Annotated in this window: 17 protein-coding genes; 5 read left to right on the forward strand and 12 right to left on the reverse strand. The window is 60.6% G+C overall.

Features of this window, described 5'->3' with window-relative positions; genetic code table 11:
* The first annotated feature begins 175 nt into the window (after positions 1-175).
* On the forward strand, positions 176-658 hold the full coding sequence (locus ACQUTP_RS04500) for a cold-shock protein (RefSeq protein ID WP_004203243.1): 483 nt from the start codon (positions 176-178) through the stop codon (positions 656-658).
* Between the two features lie 114 nt (positions 659-772).
* Positions 773-1,672 carry a LysR family transcriptional regulator gene (locus ACQUTP_RS04505; protein ID WP_017899856.1) on the forward strand — a complete coding sequence of 300 codons (900 nt, stop codon included), beginning with the start codon at positions 773-775 and terminating at the stop codon, positions 1,670-1,672.
* Here the strand turns inward: ACQUTP_RS04505 and ACQUTP_RS04510 are convergent.
* From ACQUTP_RS04510 to ACQUTP_RS04520, 3 genes are all read right to left on the reverse strand, one after another.
* On the reverse strand, positions 1,647-2,456 hold the full coding sequence (locus tag ACQUTP_RS04510) for a substrate-binding domain-containing protein (RefSeq protein ID WP_162490399.1): 810 nt from the start codon (positions 2,454-2,456) through the stop codon (positions 1,647-1,649). The two genes, ACQUTP_RS04505 and ACQUTP_RS04510, sit on opposite strands and share 26 nt — an antisense overlap.
* 11 nt (positions 2,457-2,467) lie before the next feature.
* Entirely contained in the window at positions 2,468-3,763 is a 1,296-nt protein-coding gene (locus ACQUTP_RS04515; RefSeq protein WP_004203248.1) for an MFS transporter, read from the reverse strand.
* A gap of 326 nt (positions 3,764-4,089) precedes the next feature.
* Complete coding sequence (locus tag ACQUTP_RS04520; RefSeq protein WP_025999206.1) at positions 4,090-5,022, reverse strand: LysR family transcriptional regulator; 933 nt, start codon at positions 5,020-5,022, stop codon at positions 4,090-4,092.
* Positions 5,023-5,121: 99 nt separating this feature from the next.
* Between ACQUTP_RS04520 and ACQUTP_RS04525 the strand changes: the two genes are divergently transcribed.
* Complete coding sequence (locus ACQUTP_RS04525) at positions 5,122-5,598, forward strand: GNAT family N-acetyltransferase (RefSeq protein WP_004203250.1); 477 nt, start codon at positions 5,122-5,124, stop codon at positions 5,596-5,598.
* A gap of 49 nt (positions 5,599-5,647) precedes the next feature.
* Here ACQUTP_RS04525 and pckA read toward each other — a convergent pair whose 3' ends face one another.
* Positions 5,648-7,291, reverse strand: coding sequence for a phosphoenolpyruvate carboxykinase (ATP) (gene pckA / locus ACQUTP_RS04530; RefSeq protein WP_004203251.1), 1,644 nt, complete (start codon positions 7,289-7,291; stop codon positions 5,648-5,650).
* A 283-nt stretch (positions 7,292-7,574) separates the two neighbouring features.
* Between pckA and ACQUTP_RS04535 the strand changes: the two genes are divergently transcribed.
* Complete coding sequence (locus ACQUTP_RS04535; protein WP_004203253.1) at positions 7,575-8,468, forward strand: LysR substrate-binding domain-containing protein; 894 nt, start codon at positions 7,575-7,577, stop codon at positions 8,466-8,468.
* Between the two features lie 5 nt (positions 8,469-8,473).
* Here ACQUTP_RS04535 and ACQUTP_RS04540 read toward each other — a convergent pair whose 3' ends face one another.
* From ACQUTP_RS04540 to ACQUTP_RS04560, 5 genes are all read right to left on the reverse strand, one after another.
* Positions 8,474-9,193: an ABC transporter ATP-binding protein gene (locus ACQUTP_RS04540; protein ID WP_032456283.1), complete on the reverse strand. Its 720-nt coding sequence runs from the start codon at positions 9,191-9,193 to the stop codon at positions 8,474-8,476.
* On the reverse strand, positions 9,190-10,065 hold the full coding sequence (locus tag ACQUTP_RS04545) for an ABC transporter ATP-binding protein (protein ID WP_285754979.1): 876 nt from the start codon (positions 10,063-10,065) through the stop codon (positions 9,190-9,192). The genes ACQUTP_RS04540 and ACQUTP_RS04545 overlap by 4 nt, the downstream gene beginning before the upstream one ends.
* The gene (gene livM / locus ACQUTP_RS04550) at positions 10,062-11,348 is read right to left on the reverse strand and encodes a high-affinity branched-chain amino acid ABC transporter permease LivM (protein ID WP_004203256.1); all 1,287 of its coding nucleotides are present in this window, start codon (positions 11,346-11,348) and stop codon (positions 10,062-10,064) included. The genes ACQUTP_RS04545 and livM overlap by 4 nt, the downstream gene beginning before the upstream one ends.
* 9 nt (positions 11,349-11,357) lie before the next feature.
* The gene (locus ACQUTP_RS04555) at positions 11,358-12,272 is read right to left on the reverse strand and encodes an ABC transporter permease subunit (protein ID WP_428902349.1); all 915 of its coding nucleotides are present in this window, start codon (positions 12,270-12,272) and stop codon (positions 11,358-11,360) included.
* A 109-nt stretch (positions 12,273-12,381) separates the two neighbouring features.
* Positions 12,382-13,440 (reverse strand): branched-chain amino acid ABC transporter substrate-binding protein, encoded by a 1,059-nt coding sequence (locus ACQUTP_RS04560; protein WP_025999207.1) that lies wholly within the window; start codon positions 13,438-13,440, stop codon positions 12,382-12,384.
* Positions 13,441-13,729: 289 nt separating this feature from the next.
* Between ACQUTP_RS04560 and ACQUTP_RS04565 the strand changes: the two genes are divergently transcribed.
* Positions 13,730-13,876, forward strand: a complete 147-nt coding sequence (locus tag ACQUTP_RS04565; protein WP_032425919.1) for a hypothetical protein — start codon at positions 13,730-13,732, stop codon at positions 13,874-13,876.
* A gap of 51 nt (positions 13,877-13,927) precedes the next feature.
* Here ACQUTP_RS04565 and pflB read toward each other — a convergent pair whose 3' ends face one another.
* The 3 genes from pflB to tdcC are packed head-to-tail and all read right to left on the reverse strand — an operon-like array spanning position 13,928 to position 18,819.
* Complete coding sequence (gene pflB / locus ACQUTP_RS04570) at positions 13,928-16,222, reverse strand: formate C-acetyltransferase (protein ID WP_285755183.1); 2,295 nt, start codon at positions 16,220-16,222, stop codon at positions 13,928-13,930.
* A gap of 29 nt (positions 16,223-16,251) precedes the next feature.
* Positions 16,252-17,460 (reverse strand): propionate kinase, encoded by a 1,209-nt coding sequence (gene tdcD, locus ACQUTP_RS04575; RefSeq protein ID WP_285754980.1) that lies wholly within the window; start codon positions 17,458-17,460, stop codon positions 16,252-16,254.
* 27 nt (positions 17,461-17,487) lie between these two features.
* Positions 17,488-18,819 (reverse strand): threonine/serine transporter TdcC, encoded by a 1,332-nt coding sequence (tdcC, locus tag ACQUTP_RS04580; RefSeq protein ID WP_004203264.1) that lies wholly within the window; start codon positions 18,817-18,819, stop codon positions 17,488-17,490.
* Positions 18,820-18,837: the final 18 nt, after the last annotated feature.

Here is an 18,837-nt window from a genome sequence, read left to right on the forward strand (position 1 = left end):
GGAGTGGCCGGCGATAGTACCCCATTTTGTCCGCCGGTACGACGCTGGCGCACGATCCGCCCTCGCGGCGGTGTCATTTATCACCCACACTTATCGTAAAGGCATGGTCTGCGCAGGCAATGTGCTTTACACTGCGCGCTGCAAAATTTGAGTTAACCAACGAGTAAGAACGGTAATGGCGATGAACGGAACAATCACAACGTGGTTTAAAGATAAAGGTTTTGGATTTATCAAAGATGAAAACGGCGAAAACCGGTATTTTCATGTGATTAAGGTCGCCAATCCCGATCTCATCAAGAAAGACGCGGCGGTGACTTTCGAACCAACCACCAACAATAAAGGGCTGTCGGCCTACGCGGTCAAGGTCATTCCGGAGAGCAAATATATCTATATCGCCGGCGAGCGGCTGAAGCTGACCTCCATCAAGTCCTATGTGGTTTACCGGGAAGAAGAGCCGGTCGAGACCCGCGTGGATAAAGAAAACGCGGTGCTGTCGGTCGGGCTGCTGATGAACAGCATCCGGCCAAAATCCACGGTGCAGCCGGGAGAGATGCGCTCGGTGAAAAAGCTGGCGATCACCACCTTTCAGGGGACAACCCTGATCTTCTCGGAAGACGAAATCGATATCGATGCCACGGTAAAACTGCTCAAGGTTTGACGACCCGGCGTGCGGTCAGCCGCGCGCCCAGTCACCTGCCGAGCCGATTTTCGTCGCCATCGCCCCTCACCGGACGGGGCGAGGCGTCAGACAGCCGATAAGGATGCCGCCGCCATGCCCGTAAATTTTGACTTCAACGATCTCTATGCCTTTCGCGCCCTGATGGAGTATGGCAGCTTTCGGCTGGCCGCAGAATCCATTTGCCTGTCGCAGTCGGCCCTCAGCCGGCGCATCGAAAAGCTGGAGACCGCCTTGGGCAACCGGCTGTTCGAGCGCACCACCCGCCGCGTGACCCTTACGCTGTATGGACAGAATTTTGCCGAACGTTCAGAGCAGCTGCTGGCCCACGTCGAGACGGTGCTGGCGGATATCAGCCAGGTCAGCAAGGCGCGCACCGGGCTGGTGACGGTGGCGACGGTACCCTCTGCCGCCTACTACTTTATGCCGGACATCATCCGCAGCTTTCAGGCGCGTTATCCCCAGGTGCGTATCCGGCTGATTGACAGCAGCGTCGGGAATGTGATCGAGGCGGTCAGCAGCGGACAGGCTGACTTTGGGCTCTGCTTTGCCAAAAACCTGCCGGCCAGCATCGAATTCACCCCGCTGGCCGACGACCGCTATGTCGCCGCCTGTCGGCATGACCATCCGCTGGCAGGCAGGACGCACCTCAGCTGGCAGGCATATTTTGAACAGGATTATATTGGCCTCGATCGGGTCTCCGGCAACCGGACGCTGCTCGACCGGGAGCTGGCGCATCTGACGCCGGCGCGGCCAAGCATTTGCGAAACCCGCCACGTCACCACGATGCTGGGGATGGTGGAAGCGGGCATCGGCATTGCCGCCGTACCCGCGATGTCAATGCCCGCTGGGGAGCATTCCGTTCTCCGCGCCGTGCCGCTCACTGATCCGGTGGTCACCCGCACGGTAGGCCTGATCCGCCTCAGCGGCCGTATTCAGTCCTACGTAGCGGCAGAGCTGGAGAAGCTGATTATTGAACAGTATCCTTCTGGCTGACCGGCGCAGCGGCGGCCACGCTTCGCATACCGGTGGCGTGGATGGTCTCCTGCGCCGCCGGTGAGGCCAGATAGGTCAGCAGCGCCTTTCCTTCCTGCGGGTGGTCGGCGCTGACGGTCACCGCCCCGGCAAAGCGGGTGATGTACTGCAGGTTATCCGGCAGTTCGCCGACGAAGGTTACGCCGGGCACCGGCAGCAGTTCGCTCACCTGCTGAAAACCGATCGCATAACGTCCCTTCGCCACTTCCGAGGCCACCGGAATACGCTCCACCATCTGCGCTTTGCTCTGCATCGCCTCATCAATGCCCAGGCGGTGGAACAGCGTCGAGCTGACATAGCGTCCGCTGGCGCTGTCGGAGTACGCGACCGACGGGGCAGCCAGCAGCGCCGCCCGCAGCTGGTCTGCGCTGCGGATGGCCGGCAGCGGCGCTCCCGCTTTCACCACCACGCCGATGGGCGAGTCGGCCAGCTCCCGGCGGGAATCCGGCTGCGTTCGGCCCGCTTTCTCGAGGTTGGTCAGCGCGTCGCCGACCATAATCACCACGTCCGCGTGTTCGCCCCGCGCCAGGCGGTTAGGGATCGCCTGCGGCGTTTTCCCCATTGACGGGCCGGGGATCACCTCGAGATGGTTGCCAGTTTGTTTTTCCCACGCCGGGGCCAGCTTTTCCAGCGCCGCTTTGAAGCCGCCGGAGATCATCACGGTGACCTCAGCGGACAGCGCGCTGCCGCCGGTGGCGGCCAGCAGCAGCGTGGCCAGCAGAGTTCCTGTCGTTTTACGCATCATCCTCTCCCTGATTAACGTGCCGTCTGCAGCGCGACGGCGCTGCGGCGATAGAGGTAGCAGGTGGCCAGCAGACCGCAGACGGCGGCAAAGCTCATCCAGTAGCCAGGGGAGGCTTTATCACCGGTATATTCGATCAGCGCCGTGGAGATCACCGGCGTGAAACCGCCAAACACCGCGGTCGCCAGGCTATAGGCCAGCGAGAAGCCTGCCACGCGCACTTCGGCGGGCATAATTTCGGTCAGCGCCGGGATCATCGCCCCGTTGTACATGCCGTAGATAAACGACAGCCACAGCAGCACGCTCAGCATCATCAAAAAGCTCGGCGCGTTCGCCAGCATGGTCAGCGCAGGCCAGGCAGTAGCCAGCGCCAGCAGCGTCATGGCAATCAGCACCGGCCGGCGGCCAAAGCGGTCGGACAGCGCCCCGCCCACCGGCAGCCAGAAGAAGTTGGAAATCGCCACCAGCAGCGTGACCAGCAGGCTGTCAGAGGCGCTGAGCATCAGCACTTTTTTGCCAAAGGTCGGCGCATAGACGGTGATCAGGTAGAACGCGGTGGTGGTCATCGCCACCATCATCATCCCCGCGATGACCACCTGCCAGTTCGCCAGCAGGGTGGCGAACACCTGGCGCATCGCCAGGTGATGGCGGCGGGCAGTAAACTCCTGGGTCTCCTCCAGCTTACGGCGCAGCACAAAAATGAACGGCACGATCAGGCAGCCAAAAAGGAACGGAATACGCCATCCCCAGTCGCTGATGGCGCTCTGCTCCAGTACGGCGTTGAGGGCAAAGCCCATCGCGGCCGCCACCATGATGGCGACCTGCTGGCTGCCCGACTGCCAGCTGGTGTAAAACCCTTTGCGGCCCGGGGTGGCGATCTCGGCCAGATAGACGGATACCCCGCCCAGTTCAGCGCCGGCGGAGAAGCCCTGCAGCAGACGGCCGATCAGCACCAACAACGGCGCCCACAGGCCAATGGTCTGGTAAGAGGGGATCAGCACGATCAGGAAGGTGCCGGTGGCCATGATCGTCAGGGTCACAATCAGCCCTTTGCGCCGCCCTACCTTGTCGATATAGGCGCCAAGCACGATGGCGCCGATGGGCCGCATCAGAAAGCCGGCGCCAAAGACCGCAAAGGTCATCATCAGCGAGGCGAATTCACTGCTGGCCGGAAAAAAGGTATGTGCGATGTAGGTGGCATAAAACCCGAACAGGAAAAAGTCGAACTGTTCGAGAAAGTTACCGGACGTGACGCGCAGAATGGCGCCGAGCCGATCACGGGTACTCATCAGTGAGGTTGTCGAATGCATGCAGGTCTCCAGTTTGTTATCCACGCGTTGTCGCGCGCCTGTTGCTGAAGACTGAAACAGAACCCGGTATGAAATAAGCGTAATAAACGCATCCATTGATGCAATTTACGCATAAATAACATTTAGCTAATTAACATTACTTTTATATACAATCATTTAACACTTTCTGTACCCTCAGCATCGGTGGTGGAGATGAAAATGTGAGTTTTCCGTTTTGTGACCGAGGCCAGGGTACGCGGTTGCGCCCCCGACGGTATAAGACATGCCCGGTCCGGGACGGTTAACGCGATGCGCAGCGGCGACAGGTTAATAACCTGGATGTGGCCTCAGGGCGCCGGCGCCGCGGCGACGTTCCCCAGCGTCTGCAACAGGGAGATCAGCCAGCGGGTGGCCTCGCGTTTCCCACTGCGTTTATGGGCGTAAATCTTGACGTCAAACGGGGGAACCGGAAACGGCAGCGGGAAAATGGTCAGCCGGGCGGCGCGGGCCATCGTCTCCGCCGCCCGCCGGGGCAGCGCCATCAGCAGATCGCTCTGCTCAATAATAAAGGGGGCGCTCAGCATCGAGGGCGTTTTCACCGCCACCTGCCGCGAATAGCCCTGCCGCTCCAGCTCGCAGTCCAGCACCCCCTGCCGCTCATTCCACGGGGTTACCACCAGATGACGGGCCGCAAGATAGGCGTCCAGGGTCAGCGCCGTGCGGTCAGCCTGACTGATGACCACATATTCGTCCCGCAGCCAGTTGATCTCCTCAAGATCGGGATGGGCTGGCTCGTCAGGGGTGTTGAACCCGAGAGCCAGGTCGACCTCGCCCGCCAGCAGCTCGGTCAGCGCCGGGCTATGGGGCAGATAACGAAGCTCAAACCGCAGCCCGGGCGCCTCCCGCTGCAGGCGGTGCATCAGCGTCGGAAAGACGCAGAATGCGGTGAAATCGGTGATCGCAATCTGCATGCAGTCGGTGCTGGCGCTCGGCACAAACGCCGCCGGCGGCGTCAGCTCCTGATTGAGAAATTTCAGCGCCGAAGCGATAGAGGGCGCCAGCTGGCTGGCATAGACGCTGGGACACATCCGGTGGCCTTCGCGATAGAACAGCGGGTCGTTGAGGGCGCTGCGCAGCCGGGAGAGCGCATGGCTCAGCGCCGAGGTGCTCATCGCCAGCTCTTCCGCTGCCAGGCGCACCGAGCGGGAGCGATAGACCGCGTCAAACACCGGCAGCAGGTTGAGGTCAATCCGGCGCAGGACTGGATGCATAATATTCATCATTTGCTGATTTCATTGCACTTAATTCTTTTCACAATACCGCTTATGCTCTGGGTCAGCAATGTTGCTTTCCTTGATACCATTCAGACAGGACGACCCATGAGCATCACGATCCGCCAGGCCACCCCGGACGACGCCACCGCCATTTACGACATGATTTATGAACTCGCGGTCTACGAGAAAGCCCCCGAAGAGGTGGTGACGACGGCAGAGGAGATCAGAGAGACGCTGTTTGCCAGCAGCAGCAAAACTGAGGCGCTGATCTGCGAAGTGGCGGGCAAAGCGGTGGGCTACGCCGTGTTCTTCACCAGCTACTCCACCTGGCTTGGCCGCAATGGCATCTATATGGAAGATCTGTACGTGACCCCCGACTATCGCGGGATCGGCGCCGGGAAAGCGCTGCTGAAAACCATCGCGCAATATGCTGTACAGCGTCAGTGCGGGCGTCTGGAGTGGAGCGTGCTCGACTGGAACCAGCCGGCGATTGATTTCTATCTGAGCATTGGCGCGCAGCCGCAGGATGAGTGGGTGCGTTATCGCCTCACAGGCGATGCGCTGCGGGCCTTTGCGGAGTAAAGCGGCTCGCCAGCAGGTCGGCGCCAGGCGTCGACCTGCTGGCCGCGGATCAGGCTTCGACCGCGCTATTCTGCAGCTGCGGACCGGCCAGCGCCAGACGCGCGCCCGCTTCGGTATCGCTGTACTGCTTAAAGTTATCCATAAACAGCTGAGCCAGACTCTCCGCCTTCTCCTGCCACTTATCCGCTGAGCTCCAGCCATTACGCGGATCCAGCACCGCGCTGTCGACTCCCGGAATGCTCTGCGGGATCGCAAGATTGAACACCGGGATCGCCTCATCGCGCAGCGGGCCGGTGGTGCCGTTGAGGATCGCGCTGATGATGCTGCGGGTATCGCGCAGCGACAGGCGTTTGCCCTCGCCGTTCCAGCCGGTGTTGACCAGCCAGGCTTCCGCACCGGATTCCGCCATCTTCGCCGCCAGTACGCTGGCGTACTGGGTCGGGTGAAGCAGCAGGAACGCCGCGCCGTAGCAGGCGGAGAAGGTCGGCGTCGGCTGGGTAATGCCGCGCTCGGTGCCCGCCAGCTTCGAGGTGAAGCCCGACAGGAAATGGTACTGCATCTGCTCGGTGGTCAGACGGGAGACCGGCGGCAGGACGCCAAACGCGTCAGCGGCAAGGAAAATGACCTTCGACGGATGGCCTGCGCGGGACACCGGCTTGACGATATTGTCGATATGCGACAGCGGATAGGAGACGCGGGTATTCTCGGTTTTGCTGCCGTCGGCATAATCCACGCTGCCGTCGGCGCGCACCACCACGTTTTCCAGCAGCGCATTGCGGCGGATGGCGCCATAAATCTCCGGCTCCGCCTGCGGGTCGAGATTGATGGTCTTGGCGTAGCAGCCGCCTTCGAAGTTAAACACCCCGTCATCGTCCCAGCCGTGCTCATCATCGCCAATCAGCTGACGATGCGGATCGGTGGACAGCGTGGTTTTGCCGGTACCGGAGAGGCCGAAGAACAGCGCGACGTCCCCTGCTTCGCCACGGTTGGCCGAGCAGTGCATCGACGCGATGCCTTTCTGCGGCAGCAGGTAGTTCATGACCGAGAACAGCCCTTTTTTCATTTCGCCGCCGTACCAGGTGCCGCCGATGAGCTGAATACGCTCGCTCAGGTTAAAGGCGACGAAGTTCTCGGAGTTCATGCCCTGCGCCTGCCAGTTGGCATTGGTGCAGCCGGCGCCGTTGAGCACCACGAAGTCCGGGGTAAAGCTGGCCAGCTCGTCGGCGCTCGGCACGATAAACATGTTTTTGACAAAGTGGGCCTGCCATGCCACCTCGGTGACGAAGCGTACGCCAAGGCGGGTGTCCGGGCTGGCGCCGCACCAGGCATCGATGATGTACAGTTTTTTGCCGCTCAGCTGGCCTGCGACCAGGCTTTTCAGGCTGCGCCACACGTCTGGCGATAACGGCTTATTGTCATTGCGGCCAAGGCCGGAGTCAGCCCACCATACGGTGTCGCGCGTCTGCTCGTCTCTGACGATATATTTATCGCGCGGCGAGCGGCCGGTGAAGATACCGGTATCCACTGCCACAGCGCCAGAGTCGGTCATCACGCCGCGGGCCGCGCCGGTCAGCTCAGGGGAGGTTTCATGTGCAATAAGCAAATCGTAATCAGGGTTGTAAAACAATTCGCCGCTTGCATTAATCCCCAGCTCCTGCAGAGCCATTTTTACTGATTCAATTTGTTGTGACATGGAACTCCTGACAAACTATTTAAGGTAAGAGGCCTGGGTTATTCATTGCTTTCGTCTTCGTCGCCCGCTATTGAATAAGATAATTCCGGGGCAATGAAATAAAGCAATAAATAACCGTGAGTCGCGATTTCATATCGTGCTCATGTAGGGTCGCCGATACGCATTCATAAATCTCAACTTTCCAAAAAATGTTAACACCTGTCGATAATTATGTTAATTGCATAGTTTCTATGCGCTATGCTAAAATTGCATAGCCTTTATTGCGTTTTTGAGGACTGGATCGGTGTTGGCAAATCTGGAAGTTAAATGGCTGTATGATGTGATTGCTCTCGAGGAGTCACGCAGCTTTACCCTGGCGGCCAAAGCCCGCAATATCTCCCAGTCCTCGTTCAGCCGACGCATCCAGTCGCTCGAGGCTTCCCTCGGATTCAGCATCTTCGATCGCAGCGCCAACCCCCTGCAGTTGACCAATCGCGGGAAGATTTTTGTCGGCTATGCGCGAAATATGCTCGACGATATGGATTTTCAGATCAGCCGAATTAAAGGCTTAAATAACACCACGCAAAAAATAAGAATCGACGCCGCGCCTTCGCTGTCGGTGTTATTGCTGCCGGAAATTATCGCCGGTTACACCGACCGTAAAAATAAGACTTTTCATGTTGAATCGATTAACGTCAACGACGCCGTATTTAACCTGAAAGAGGGTAAAAGCGATTTTATCCTCTCCTTCTATAATGAAGAATTAATGAACTATCCGTTTATTAATCATAAAATTTTTGATTCCTACCTGCACCTGGTCTCCCCCTGCGACGAACATGGCCGGCCGCTGTTTCATTTACATCGCGGCGTGCTGCCGCTGATGAAATACGCCAACGACAGCTATATGGGGCGCCAGGTGAACCAGGTCATCGACCGCACGCCGGAGATCACCTTCTCCCTCACCTTTGTCTCTTCCATGAGCGAGCTGCTCAAGCGCATGATCCTCAATGGCGACGGCGTGGGCTGGCTGCCGCAGTACTCTATTCAGCGCGAGCTGGACGAAGGCCGTCTGACGATCCTCGATGAGAGCCTGTCGCTGCCGATCGGCGCCTGGCTCTACCGCTCCGGCTCGCGGCTTAACCAGGCCGCCGAACGTTTCTGGCAGCACATTAAAACCCGTAACGAAGCGCAGGATTAACTCTCTCAGCCGCTGATCCCCAGATACGCCTTACGCACCTCCGGGTCGTTGAGCAGCGCCTGGCCGCTACCGCTCAGGCGGATTTGACCGTTCACCATCACATAGGCGCGGTCCGACAGGTTGAGGGCATGGCGGGCGTTCTGCTCCACCAGAAACAGCGTCATTCCCTGGGCCGTCAGCTCGCGCAGGATCTGAAATATCTGCTTCACCACCAGCGGCGCCAGCCCCAGGCTCGGCTCATCCAGCAGCAGCAGGCGCGGCCGGCTCATCAGCGCCCTGGCGATGGCCAGCATCTGCTGCTCGCCGCCGGAGAGGGTCATCGCCCGCTGTCCCCGCCGCTCTTCCAGCCGGGGGAACAGCTGGTACATCCGGGCCTTGTCCTCGGCCTGATAGCGGTTGCCGATGGCAATGGTCCCCATCAGCAGATTCTCCTCGACGGTCATATCGGGAAAAATGCGCCGCCCTTCCGGAGCCTGGGCGATGCCGTTGCTGGCGATAAAGTGGGTCGATTTCCGGCTGATCGCCTCCCCGCGATAGAAAATCTCCCCGCCGGCAATGCGCGGCTGGCCGAAGACCGACATCAGCAGCGTTGATTTACCGGCGCCGTTGGCGCCAATCAGCGCCACCGTCTCCCCCTCGTTGACGGTGAGGGAGACCTGCTTCAGGGCGTGGATCGGCCCGTAGAAGACATCCACCTCATCAAAGGCAAGCAGTGGCTGGCTCATCGGCGGGACTCCTCTTCCTCAGCGCCAAGATAGGCGGCAATCACGCTGGCGTTGGCCTGGATCGCCTGCGGCGCGCCGCGGGCGATGACGTCCCCGTGGTCGAGCACGATGATATGATCCGAAATCTCCATCACCATCCCCATATCATGTTCGATCAATAGCACCGTGATGCCGTGCTGCTGACGCAGAAAGCGGATAATCCGGCTCAGCGCCTGGGTTTCCACCGGGTTGAGTCCGGCCGCCGGCTCATCCAGACAGATCATCTCCGGGCGGGTGCACATGGCGCGGGCGATCTCCAGCCGCCGCTGCTGTCCGTAGGAAAGCGTTCCCGCCAGACGGTTGGCACAGTCCACCATATCCACCACCTCCAGCCAGTAAAAAGCGCGATCCAGCGCCTGACTCTCCGCCTGCCGATAGCCGCGAGTATTGAGGATCCCGGCCAGCAGATGGCGGTTAACCTGGGTATGCTGGGCCACCAGCAGGTTCTCAATCACCGACATCTCGCGGAACAGGCGAATATTCTGGAAGGTACGCGCCAGGCCGGCGCGGTTCACCAGATGGGTGCCGCCGAACATCTTGTAATAGATCCGCCGCCCCAGCTGCGCCGGGTGGAGAAAATCGTCCGGGTGAAGCTTTTGCCCCAGCACCTGAATGACATCGGTGACCTTTTCCCGCGCCCGCAGTACGATGCTCCCCCCCGTCGCCCGGTAAAAGCCGGTCAGGCAGTTAAATACCGTGGTTTTGCCCGCGCCGTTGGGGCCGATCAGGGCGGTGATCGACCCCCGCTCCACCTCCAGATTGACGTCATTCAGCGCTTTGATGCCGCCGAAATGCATCATCAGATGCTCAACGCGTAAGATGCTGTCGGTCATGGCGCGACTCCTTTTCGCCACGCTACCCCGCTGCGGCTGGTGCGCACCAGGCCGCGCGGCCGCCAGATCATCATCATCACCATCAGTACGCCAAACAGCAGCACGCGATATTCGTCAAACCCGCGCAGCAGCTCCGGGGTGACCGTCAGGACAAACGCCGCCAGCACCACCCCCAGGGTGGAGCCCATTCCTCCCAGCACCACAATCGCCAGGATCAGCGCCGACTCAAAAAAGGTGAACGACGTCGGGTTAACAAATCCCTGATAGCTGGCGAAGAACACCCCGGCGATGCCGGCGGTCGACGCGCCGAGCATAAACGCCGAGAGCTTGACCAGCACGTGGTTGAGCCCCATCGCCCGACAGGCGATCTCATCCTCGCGCAGCGCCTCCCAGGCGCGGCCGATGGGCATCCGCGTCAGGCGATGCTTCACCAGCAGCACCAGCATCACCACCAGGCACAGCACGGCGTAGAGAAAGATGAATTTCAGGTTGGGGTTGTAACTGACGTGGAAGAACTCATGGACGGGGATGCCGCCATCCTTAGCCCGGCGGGTAAATTCGAGGCCAAACAGCGTAGGGGACGGCACCGGTACGCCGTTAGGGCCGCCGGTAAAGCTCACCCAGTTGTTGAGCACCAGGCGGATAATTTCGCCAAAGCCGAGGGTGACGATAGCCAGGTAGTCGCCATGCATGCGCAACACCGGAAAGCCGAGCAATGCCCCGGCGAGGGCCGCCATCACCGCCCCCAGCGGCAGCATCGCCCAGAAGCCGAGCCCGAGGTACTGGTAGCCCAGCGCCAGGCCGTAGGCGCCGATGGCGTAAAACGCCACATAGCCCAGATCGAGCAGCCCCGCAAGGCCCACCACAATATTTAACCCCAGGCCAAGCAGAACGTAGATCAGCCCAAGGATGGCCACGGTCAGCAGATATTTTGTGGCGAGAAACGGAAAGACAATGGCCAGGCCCACCAGCATCGGCATTATCCAGCGCAGCCGCGAGCGGTAGCCCGGCGGCCGGACGTACACCCCGTCATCCGCCCCCTCAAAGCGGGCAATAAAGGCTTTTCCCCTGTGGCTCTGCAGCAGCAGGCTGAGCGCCAGCCTGCCGGCCATCACCACCGCCACCAGGATCGCCACCCGCGCGGGCGCGAGGGTAAAGCCATACCCTTTGAGCACCACGCCGACGATCGGGCCAAAGACAATTAATGCGCAAAGACCGGCCAGCACGCTGTCGATCAGCGCGCTTTTGATTTCCCGCGCAGGCTGGCGCGTCAGTTCACCCATAGAGCCCCCTCAGACCTTGGCCACCAGCGGACGACCCAGCAGCCCCTGCGGGCGAAAAATCAGGATCGCCACCAGCAGCGCAAAGGAAAAAACGTCTTTGTAATCTGAATTCACCATTCCGGCGAACTGGGCTTCGGCCACCCCAAGCAGCAGACCACCCAGCATCGCGCCCGGCAGCGAGCCAATCCCGCCCAACACCGCGGCGGTGAAGGCTTTGATGCCGATAATAAATCCGATGTAGAAGTCGAAGGTGCCGTAGTTCATGGTCACCAGCACCCCGGCCAGGCCGGCCATCGCCGCGCCGATGACAAACACCAGGGAGATCACCCGGTCGGTATTGATGCCAAGGATCGCCGCCATGCGCCGGTCCTGCTGGGTGGCACGGCAGATGCGCCCCAGCCGGGTGTACTGAATAATCCAGGTCAGGATCAGCATCCCCGCCAGCGCCGCGACGAGAATAAACACCTTGGTCCAGGTAATCTGCACCACCCCATCGCCCAACGTCATGCGCAGCGCGCCGCTGAGCAGCGTCGGGATCCCCTGCTGGTTCGGCCCCTGGCTCAGCTGGACATAGTTCTGCAGGATCAGCGACATCCCGATAGCCGAGATCAGCGGCGCCAGGCGCGTCGAGTTGCGCAGCGGCCGGTAGGCGATGCGCTCGATCGCCCAGCCGTACACGCCGGTGACCACGATGGTGAACACCAGGGTGGCGAAAATCAGCAGCGGAAAGGAGTGGATCCCGAAGAAAGAGAGCAGCGCCAGTCCGATGGCGCACAGGTAGGCGGAGACCATATACACCTCGCCGTGGGCGAAGTTGATCATGCCGATGATCCCATACACCATGGTGTAGCCGATGGCGATTAAGCCGTACAGCGCCCCCAGCGTCAACCCATTGATCAGTTGTTGTAGAAAAAACGCCGTCATAGCCCCTCCAGCCGCCAGGCCGACGGCCGCCGGGATGGGTACCCGGTCGACCGCCGTCATGTGACGATTCGCAAGTCAAAAGGACAGAACGTCCTCAGGTCGTGGCCGATCAGAGCTGGTGATATTTGCCCTTGTCATCCCACTGATAGACCACGTAGTCGGACACCTTGAGGTCGCCTTTGCCATCCCAGGCTTTCTTGCCCATCACCGTCTCGACGTCGTGGTTCTTCAGCCAGTCGCTGGCTTTGGCGTTATCGGTGCCGACGGCGTTCCAGGCCGCGGCAATAGCCTGAATGGAGGCGTAGGCGTAGAGGGTATAGCCTTCTGGCTCAAAGCCGCTGGCGCGGAACTTCTCGATCACCGCTTTGCCTTCCGGGAGGGTGCGCGGGTCCTGACCAAAGGTCATCAGCACGCCGTTGGTGAACTGCGGCCCGCCGGCGGCCGTCACCAGCTCCTCGGTGACGATACAGTCGCCGGAGAAGAATTTAGCCTGCACTCCCTGCTCGCGCATCTGGCGCACCAGCGGGCCGGCCTCAGGGTGGCAGCCGCCAAAGTAGACCACGTCCGGCTTGAGGGCGCCGATCTTGGTCACCAGGGCGTTAAAGTCTTTTTCACCGCGGGAGAGGCCTTCGTACAACACTTCTTTGGTGCCCCGCTTCGCAAGCGCTGCGCGGGTGGCATCGGCCAGCCCCTGGCCATAGGTGTCTTTATCATGGATGACGGCAATTTTCTTCGCCTTCAGCACGTCCAGCATATAGTTGGCGGCAATCGCCCCCTGCTGATCGTCGCGACCACACATGCGGAAGAGATCCTTCATGCCGCGCTCGGTGATCTGTGGGTTGGTGGAGCCGGGGGTAATGGTCAGAATCCCGGCTTCGTCATACACCTCGGAGGCTGGCATCGTTGAGGAAGAGCAAAAGTGCCCCACCACGGCGGAGACTTTCGCTTCGTCCACCAGCCGGTTAGCCACCGCTACCGCCTGTTTCGGTTCGCACGCGTCATCCCCCTGCACCAGCACAATTTTTTCGCCTTTGATGCCGCCGGCGGCATTGATATCAGCCACCGCCTGCGAGGCCCCTTTCCAGTACTGGGCGCCGTAGGTAGCGTTGGGGCCGGTGAAGGGCCCGGCGACGCCGATCTTCACGTCAGCCTGGGCGTAAAAGGCCATGCTCATACAACCTGCTATCACAACATGAAGCGTCATTGTTTTCAGTTTCAAAGACATTCGGATATTCCTCAGCGATTTAGAGCCTGGCGTCATGGAATGACGCAGAAAATATCACTTACCGTGTGGTGCCGACGCAGGCGCAGCGCCAGGACGGCCAGGGTGGAAGAAGCAAAAATCCCGCCAGGTAGAGAGGGCGCGCCGGAGAGCGGACGCCCCGATCGGTGCGCACGCGACGGCAACCCGTGCCGCATCCGGCAAGGGCGCATTCCCTTTCAGGTCAGGAGATCGGTTGCCATCACGTGGCGAGCCGGACAACGCGGTATCCGTACCGGCCCGTGAGCTAAACATAGATGCAGTTAGCGCTCGCTGCGCGCCAGCGTGGTGCAAAAATGCGAATATGATCAACAGTGGTGATTATTTTGTTGCGGTAATGTGAAGATGATAACAGGAGAGCCCGTTAAGGGCTCCCCTGTGGCCCGGCGGCCGCTCAGAGTTGGCTGGTGAACGTTCGGGAGATCACATCCTGCTGCTGCTCGCGGGTCAGCGCGTTAAAGCGGACCGCATAGCCAGAGACCCTAATCGTCAGATTCGGATACTGCTCCGGATGTTCTATCGCATCGAGCAGCTTTTCCCGGTTCAGCACATTGACGTTGAGATGCTGTCCCCCCTCCACCGTCTCCTCGTGATGGAAGTAGCCGTCCAGCAGCCCCACCAGGTTGTTTTCCTGCGCCGACGGCGCTTTGCCGAGGGCCGCCGGCACGATGGAGAAGGTGTACGAGATGCCATCTTTGGCGTAGGTAAACGGCAGTTTCGCCACCGAGGTCAGCGACGCCACCGCCCCTTTGCGATCGCGGCCATGCATCGGATTGGCACCCGGGGCGAACGGCGTCCCCGCCCGACGTCCGTCCGGCGTGTTGCCGGTTTTCTGCCCGTACACCACGTTGGAGGTGATGGTCAGGATCGACTGGGTCGGCACCGCCTGGCGCCAGGTGGGCAGCGCCTGAATTTTGCGCATAAAGCGCTCCACCAGGTCGCAGGCGATGGCATCGACGCGATCGTCGTTGTTGCCATACTGCGGATAATCCCCCTCAATGACAAAGTCCACCGCCAGCCCGTGATGGTCGCGTACCGGCTTCACCCGGGCGTACTTTATTGCCGACAGCGAATCCGCCGCCACCGACAGGCCGGCGATGCCACAGGCCATCGTGCGGTAAACGTCGCGGTCGTGGAGGGCCATCAGCGCCGCCTCGTAGCTGTATTTATCATGCATGCAGTGGATGATGTTCAGCGCGCTGATGTACTGCACCGCCAGCCAGTCCATAAAGTGGTCGAGGCTGGCCATCACGGTGTCGTAGTCCAGCACCTCATCGCGCAGCGGCGCGGTTTTCGGCCCCACCTGGATCTTCAGTTTCTCATCCATCCCGCCGTTAATTGCGTAGAGCAACGTTTTGGCCAAATTGGCGCGGGCGCCGAAGAACTGCATCTGCTTGCCGATGACCATCGGGCTGACGCAGCAGGCGATGGCGTAGTCGTCGCTGTGGAAATCGCTGCGCATCAGATCGTCGTTCTCATACTGTAGCGACGAGGTGGCGATAGAGACCCGGGCGGCGTATTTTTTAAACGCCACCGGCAGCGCCTGCGACCAGAGCACGGTCAGGTTGGGCTCCGGCGCCGGGCCCATGGTGTGCAGGGTATGCAGATAGCGGAAGGTGGTTTTGCTGACCAGGGTGCGACCATCCAGCCCCATGCCGCCCAGCACTTCCGTCGCCCAGATGGGATCCCCGGAGAACAGCGAATCAAATTCCGGGGTGCGCAGGAAACGCACCATGCGGATCTTCATGATGAAGTGGTCAATCAGCTCCTGGGCCTGCTCCTCATTCAGTAAGCCGGCGCGCAGATCGCGTTCAATATAGATGTCGAGGAAGGTGGCCGTGCGCCCCAGCGACATGGCGCCGCCGTTCTGCGACTTCACTGCCGCCAGGTAGGCGAAGTAGAGCCACTGTACCGCCTCACGGGCAGTGCGCGCCGGGTGGGAAATATCGCAGCCGTAGCGGGACGCCATCTCCTGCATCTGCTGCAGCGCGCGCCGCTGTTCGGCCAGCTCTTCGCGCAGGCGCAGGGTGGCCTCCAGCGCCTCGCCGCGTTCAAGGGCCGGCTGCAGGTCGGCAAACTGCAGCTCACGTTCGCGGACCAGAAAGCGAATGCCGTACAGCGCCACGCGGCGGTAATCGCCGATGATCCGTCCGCGACCGTAGCCGTCCGGCAGCCCGGTCAGCACCCCGGATTTACGGCAGCGCAGCATATCCGGGGAATAGACGTCAAAAACGCCCTGATTGTGGGTCTTGCGCAGCGCCGTAAACTGATACTCAAAGTCAGGATCCATTTCGCGACCATAGGCCTCGAAGGCGCTTTTGATCATATTGATGCCGCCAAAGGGATGCAGAGCGCGCTTCAGCGGCTGGTCCGTTTGCAGGCCGACGATCTTTTCCAGCGGCTGGTTGATATAGCCCGCCGCGTGGGCGGTGATGGAGGTAGCGACATTGGTGTCGAAATCCACCGGCGCATGGGTGGCGTTCTCGACGCGGATCCCGGCCATCACCTGCTCCCAGAGGGCGGTGGTGGCCGGCGTCGCGTCGGCGAGGAAAGACTCATCGCCCTCGTAAGGGGTGTAGTTATGCTGAATAAAGTCGCGAACGTTAATCTGCGTTTGCCACGCCGTACCGCGAAAGCCCTGCCAGGCGTCGGCGTATTGTGCGTCGTGGGTTTCGATATCTACTTTCATGAACATCGTCTCTCTACAGAATAAAAAAATCAGGCCAGCGCCGCCGCGGTGTGGATCCGGCCTAAGCGGATCGCATCGAGGGCAATCATGCGCTCTTCATTGGTGGGGATAACCGCACAGCGCACCCGGCTGCCGTCGGCGGAGATCAGACGCTCGCCGTCCGAATTGGGCTGCTGGTTGCGGGCGGCGTCCATCTCAAGGCCAAAGACCGCCAGCCGCTCGCTTACCAGCCGGCGGATCAGCACCGAGTTTTCGCCAATCCCGCCGGTAAAAATAATGCCGTCGAGACGCTGCAGCGCGGCGGCGTGGCCGGCGATATGGCGGGCGATGCGATGGACGAAGGTTTTGATCGCCAGGCGGGCGCGGGCATGGCCCTCATGCCAGGCCTGCTCCAGCACCCGCAGGTCGGAGGAAAGGCCGGAGATCCCCAGCAGGCCGGAGGCGGTGTTGGCCACCCGCTCCAGGTCACTGAGGGTCTGCCGGGTTTCCGCGGCAATCCACGCCATGGCGCCGAAGTCGACATCGCCGCTGCGGGTGCCCATCATCAGCCCCTCCAGCGGCGTCATCCCCATCGAGGTGTCCACGCTGCGGCCGTTGCGCACCGCGCAGACCGAGGCGCCATTGCCCAGGTGGGCGATCACCAGACCGCTCTCCTGCTCCGGCAACCCGAGCAGCGCCAGGGCGCGCCGGGAGACATAGCGGTGCGAGGTGCCGTGGAAGCCATAGCGGCGCACCCCGAGATTCTGGTAATACTCCCACGGCAGACCATAGAGAAAAGCTTCCGGGGCCAGGGTCTGGTGGAAGCTGGTATCAAAGACCGCCACCTGCATCACCTCCGGGAACAGCCGCTGCGCCGAGGCGATGCCGCTGAGGCTGGCGTAGTTATGCAGGGGGGCCAGGGAGGACACCTGGCGAATATTGTCGATAACCTCCTCGCTGATAATGACCGACTCGGTGAAGATGTCGCCGCCGTGGGCGACGCGGTGGCCAATCAGGGCCACGCTGCCGATGAGGTCGCGTTGGGCTAATGCCCCGGCAATCGCCTGGAGGGCGCCTTCGTAGCCGCGCGGCGCCAGCGCCACCGGTTTGCCGCCGTTAAGCGAGAGAGACGCCTGGTCTGCGTTGATGCCCTCGGCCACGCCGTTGAGCAGGCAGTCGCAGCTGGCGGCGTCCAGCACGGAAAATTTGATCGACGACGAGCCGCAGTTGATCACCAGAACTACCGGAAATTCAGTCATGTTGTACTCCGCGTGGCCTGAGCCGGATTAGAACAGTTTGTAAACGATGTTGAGGATGGTCAGCAGACCAATAGCGGTCACAAAGAGGTTGTCGAGACGGCCACGGTATTTGGCCAGCGAAGGCGCTTTACGAATGGCGTACATCGGCAGCAGACACAGCAGCGAGGCGATAATCGGCGCGCCCATGGCCTCAATCAGGTCGAGGATATTGGGGTTGGCATACGCCACCACCCAGGTCGAGCCCATGATGAACACCATGCTCAGGGTATTGAGCTTGCCGCTGGAGACGCGGGTTTTATCCCCTTTATAGCCGAAGCGCAGGATCAGCCCGTTCAGCCCCTCGAGGGTGCCGAGATAGTGGCCGAAGAACGATTTGAAGATGGCCACCAGGGCGATAATCGACGCGCCATATTCCAGCAGGGTGGCAAAGGTGGATTTAGTGCCCGACATCGAGGCAAAGTGATTCGCCAGATAGGAGAGCACCGGGATATTCTGCGCCTTGGCGTCCGCCATGTTCTGCGGCGAGAGGGTAAACAGGCAGCTGAAGGCGAAGAACATCACCACCGCCACCATCAGCATGCTGGCCCGGGAGATAATCTGCGAACATTTTTGTTCGGTGTACTCCCGGCCAAACTGCGCTTCATACTCTTCGCGTTTGGAGACCACAAACGAGGAGACGATCGGCGAGAAGTTGAAGGAGAACACCATAATGGAGATGCCCAGCCATACTGTCACCAGAATGCCGTCATGACCGGTTAAGGCGATATCGCTGAGGTTCACCTGGTCAATCACCGCGCTATTCCAGTAAGGGATCAGAGACAGGGAGATCACCACCAGGCTGGCGATAAACGGCCACACCAGATAGCTCATCACCTTGACCATCAGGTCTTTACCAAACCAGATGACAAACGCCATCAGCAGCAGCAGGAGCAGCGCCACCACCCCGCGGTTGAGGGCCGGCATCTGTAGCTGGTTCTCCCAGAAGGTCATGAAGGTATTGGTGATCGTGACGCCATAAATCCACAGCAGCGGGCAGATGGCGAAGAAGTACAGAAAGGTGATCACCACCCCGCCGGTTTTGCCAAAATGCTCTTCCACCGTTTCGGTGATATTGCCGGAGGGGTTAGCCCCCGACAGGCACAGCCGCGCCAGCGCCCGATGGCAATAGAAGGCAATGGGATAGGCCAGCACCAGCATCACCAGGATCGGGATCAGCCCGCCGAAGCCGGCGCGGATGGGGAAAAACAGTACCCCGGCGCCGATAGCGGTGCCAAACAGGCCCAGGGTCCAGGTGGTGTCAGATTTACGCCAGGACGAAAGGCTTGTCTGGCTGGATGCAATGCTCTCAGTCGTACTCATATCCTGTCCTCACTTCTG

The organism is Klebsiella sp. 2-CIP_Kleb., assembly GCF_050378715.1.
Lineage (GTDB): Bacteria > Pseudomonadota > Gammaproteobacteria > Enterobacterales > Enterobacteriaceae > Klebsiella > Klebsiella quasipneumoniae.

What these genes read in the sequence shown, in the direction of transcription:
- ACQUTP_RS04500 (WP_004203243.1), top strand. Translation starts at nt 176, where the DNA reads ATGGCGATGAACGGAACAATCACAACGTGGTTTAAAGATAAAGGTTTT.
- ACQUTP_RS04505 (WP_017899856.1), top strand. Translation starts at nt 773, where the DNA reads ATGCCCGTAAATTTTGACTTCAACGATCTCTATGCCTTTCGCGCCCTG.
- ACQUTP_RS04510 (WP_162490399.1), bottom strand. Translation starts at nt 2,456, where the DNA reads ATGATGCGTAAAACGACAGGAACTCTGCTGGCCACGCTGCTGCTGGCC.
- ACQUTP_RS04515 (WP_004203248.1), bottom strand. Translation starts at nt 3,763, where the DNA reads ATGCATTCGACAACCTCACTGATGAGTACCCGTGATCGGCTCGGCGCC.
- ACQUTP_RS04520 (WP_025999206.1), bottom strand. Translation starts at nt 5,022, where the DNA reads ATGAATATTATGCATCCAGTCCTGCGCCGGATTGACCTCAACCTGCTG.
- ACQUTP_RS04525 (WP_004203250.1), top strand. Translation starts at nt 5,122, where the DNA reads ATGAGCATCACGATCCGCCAGGCCACCCCGGACGACGCCACCGCCATT.
- pckA (WP_004203251.1), bottom strand. Translation starts at nt 7,291, where the DNA reads ATGTCACAACAAATTGAATCAGTAAAAATGGCTCTGCAGGAGCTGGGG.
- ACQUTP_RS04540 (WP_032456283.1), bottom strand. Translation starts at nt 9,193, where the DNA reads ATGAGCCAGCCACTGCTTGCCTTTGATGAGGTGGATGTCTTCTACGGG.
- ACQUTP_RS04545 (WP_285754979.1), bottom strand. Translation starts at nt 10,065, where the DNA reads ATGACCGACAGCATCTTACGCGTTGAGCATCTGATGATGCATTTCGGC.
- livM (WP_004203256.1), bottom strand. Translation starts at nt 11,348, where the DNA reads ATGGGTGAACTGACGCGCCAGCCTGCGCGGGAAATCAAAAGCGCGCTG.
- ACQUTP_RS04555 (WP_428902349.1), bottom strand. Translation starts at nt 12,272, where the DNA reads ATGACGGCGTTTTTTCTACAACAACTGATCAATGGGTTGACGCTGGGG.
- ACQUTP_RS04560 (WP_025999207.1), bottom strand. Translation starts at nt 13,440, where the DNA reads ATGGCCTTTTACGCCCAGGCTGACGTGAAGATCGGCGTCGCCGGGCCC.
- pflB (WP_285755183.1), bottom strand. Translation starts at nt 16,222, where the DNA reads ATGAAAGTAGATATCGAAACCCACGACGCACAATACGCCGACGCCTGG.
- tdcD (WP_285754980.1), bottom strand. Translation starts at nt 17,460, where the DNA reads ATGACTGAATTTCCGGTAGTTCTGGTGATCAACTGCGGCTCGTCGTCG.
- tdcC (WP_004203264.1), bottom strand. Translation starts at nt 18,819, where the DNA reads ATGAGTACGACTGAGAGCATTGCATCCAGCCAGACAAGCCTTTCGTCC.